Source organism: Psychromarinibacter sediminicola (assembly GCF_029168335.1).
GTDB classification, from domain to species: domain Bacteria; phylum Pseudomonadota; class Alphaproteobacteria; order Rhodobacterales; family Rhodobacteraceae; genus Psychromarinibacter; species Psychromarinibacter sediminicola.
The window spans coordinates 1-2,553 of record NZ_JARGYC010000164.1; the positions used below are offsets into that span (position 1 = coordinate 1).

At 66.5% G+C, this 2,553-nt stretch carries 3 protein-coding genes; all 3 read left to right on the forward strand.

The window, feature by feature from the left end; translation table 11 throughout:
* The first annotated feature begins 78 nt into the window (after positions 1–78).
* The 3 genes from tnpA to tnpC all read left to right on the forward strand — a co-directional run bounded on the left by tnpA (position 79) and on the right by tnpC (position 2,515).
* Positions 79–501 carry an IS66-like element accessory protein TnpA gene (tnpA, locus tag P1J78_RS24540; protein WP_275570000.1) on the forward strand — a complete coding sequence of 141 codons (423 nt, stop codon included), beginning with the start codon at positions 79–81 and terminating at the stop codon, positions 499–501.
* Positions 498–851 (forward strand): IS66 family insertion sequence element accessory protein TnpB, encoded by a 354-nt coding sequence (gene tnpB, locus P1J78_RS24545; RefSeq protein ID WP_275570001.1) that lies wholly within the window; start codon positions 498–500, stop codon positions 849–851. The genes tnpA and tnpB overlap by 4 nt, the downstream gene beginning before the upstream one ends.
* Positions 852–919: 68 nt before the next feature.
* Positions 920–2,515 (forward strand): IS66 family transposase, encoded by a 1,596-nt coding sequence (tnpC, locus tag P1J78_RS24550; protein ID WP_275570002.1) that lies wholly within the window; start codon positions 920–922, stop codon positions 2,513–2,515.
* Positions 2,516–2,553: the final 38 nt, after the last annotated feature.

Consider the following 2,553-nt stretch of genomic DNA (forward strand, 5'->3'; position numbering starts at 1 on the left):
GTAAGCGCCGGGCCATCACCCTCGTTGTTTGAGGCACCTTTTCGTCCGAGGTGACACCTGCACAGCAGGAGGTGTCTCATGGATGGCGACGTACAAACTTACGGAAGTTTTCCCAGTGACGGCGAAGGGTATGCCGGCCGTATCGATGTCGTTACGGGTCCGACAGGGCGTCGGCGCTGGCCGGAGCACGTGAAGGCGGCGATCGTGCTGGAGACATACCACGACGGGGCGTCGGTTGCCGACATTGCCCGCAGACACGACATTTCGCCGCCTCAACTGCACGCGTGGCGCCGTGCTGCTCGTGACGGGCTTTTGCCGATGCCGGACGAGGAGGCGCTCGCGTTCCTGCCGGTGTCGATCTCGGGCGCCGCCGGGGATCCGCCAGACGGTCGGTCTGGGCCATTGACGCTGGAGATGGGCGACATCCGTATCCATGTCCCGCCGACGTTCGACGCGACGCACCTGAGCAGGGTGATCGCGGCAGTTCGGGGCGCTTCGTGATCCTGCCGGGCGGCCCCTATCGTGTCTACCTTGCGACCCGGCCGGTGGACTTCCGCAAGGGGCATGCCGGGCTGTCGCTGATCGTGCAGGAGGTTCTGGGGCGCGATCCCTTCGGCGGGGCGGTCTTCGTCTTCCGCTCCAGACGGGGTGACGCGATGAAGTGCCTGGTCTGGGACCAGACGGGGCTGGTGATGGTTTACAAGAAGCTCGAGGGCGGCCCCTTTCGATGGCCGACGCCGTCGGACGGAACGATCCGGCTGTCGCCGGCGCAGTTCTCGGCCCTGTTCGAAGGGCTCGACTGGCGCGCCGTTCGGGCGGAGCGGCGACACCGGCCCAAGGTTGCCGGATAGCCGCGACAGGATGACTCGGTGCTGCGTTTTGCGCGCCGTCCTCGTGGCCGGGGCGGTATACTCTGCCCATGGGATCCAGCGGAACGACCAGCGCAGCCAGGGTGGCCGAACTTGAGCGGCAGCTTGCCACTTCCGAGGCTGCCCGCATCGCAGCCGAGGCCCGCCTGGCGGCGTCCGAGGCGGCGCGTGCCCGGTCGGAGGAGGCCCTTGCGCGCCTCGAGCGCATGATCGCGCAGCTGCGGCGGGACAAGTTCGGATCCAGGTCCGAGAAAGCCAGCCCCGACCAGCAGCATCTGCCCTTCGAGGACGTCGAGGTCGCCGAGGGCATGCTGGAGGCCGCGAGCGAAGAGGTCGACAAGGCGCTCGGCGATCGCAAGACGAGCCCCCGCAAGGAGAAACGAAATAAGGGCCATCTGCCGGCGCATCTCGAGCGGGTCGCGCAGGTCATCGAGCCCGACAGCACGCTGTGCCCGTGCGGATGCGGCGAGATGGTCAAGGTGGGTGAGGACCGCAGCGAGCGGCTGGACGTCATCCCGGCGCGCTTCCGCGTCCTGGTCACGGTGCGCCCGAAATACCTCTGCCGGTCCTGCGACGGGGCCTCGCACGTGCAGGCGCCTGCGCCCGAATGGCTGGTGCCGCGCGGGCTGCCGACGGAGGCGCTGGTGGCACATTCCATGGTCTCCAAGTTCGGCGACTACCTTCCATTCTACCGCCAGGCGGACATTTACCGCCGGCAGGGCATCGACCTCGACCGGTCCATGCTGGCGAACTGGTCGGGGCGTGCGGCGCAGCTGTTGGACCCGATCATCGATCACATGATCAACATGCTGAAACGGTCCGACCATCTGCAGATGGACGAGACCACCGTACCGGTGCTGGCGCCGGGGACCGGCAAGGTCCGCAAGGATTATCTCTGGGCGATCCTGCGCGATCAGCGTGGGTGGGGCGGCACGGACCCGCCCATGGTGGTGTTCCACCATTCCCGAAGTCGCAGCGGCAAGGTCGCGCGGGATCTGCTGAAGGGATTTGCCGGCGGCACACTGATGGTCGATGGCTACACGGGCTACGACAGTCTCGCCGACCCGAAGCAGACGGCGCGGCCGTGGGATATCGCCTATTGCTGGACGCACTGGCGGCGTCGGTTCGTCAAGTTCGGGCAGGACACGCCGTCGCCGATCTGTGAGGAGATGGTCGCGCGCGTCTCACAGCTCTACGCGATCGAGAAGGAGATCAGGGGAAAGGACCCCGAAACGCGACGAGCCGTGCGACAGAAGCTGTCGAAGCCCATCATCGATGCGTTGCTGCCGTGGCTGGAGGCCCGCCTGCAGGATCTCTCGTCCGCCAGTGACCTGGCGCGGCACATCCGTTACGGTCTGAAGCGATGGGACGGGCTGACACGGTTCCTCTCCGACGGCCGGCTCGAGATGGACACCAACGGCGTCGAGAACGCCATCCGGCCAATTCCGCTTACAAGGAAGAATGCGCTCTTCGCCGGTTCCGACGACGGCGCCGAGACCTGGGCCCGGATCGCTTCACTCATCGGCACATGCCGGCTCAACCGCGTGAACCCGGAGGCCTACGTCGCCGCCACACTCCGAAAGATCCTCGACCAGCATATGCAGAGCGACATCGACGAACTCATGCCTTGGAGCTTCGCTGAATAGTCAACCCGCAGCGCCAAGGGTGATGGGCGGCCGCTTAC

What these genes read in the sequence shown, in the direction of transcription:
- tnpA (WP_275570000.1), top strand. Translation starts at nt 79, where the DNA reads ATGGATGGCGACGTACAAACTTACGGAAGTTTTCCCAGTGACGGCGAA.
- tnpC (WP_275570002.1), top strand. Translation starts at nt 920, where the DNA reads ATGGGATCCAGCGGAACGACCAGCGCAGCCAGGGTGGCCGAACTTGAG.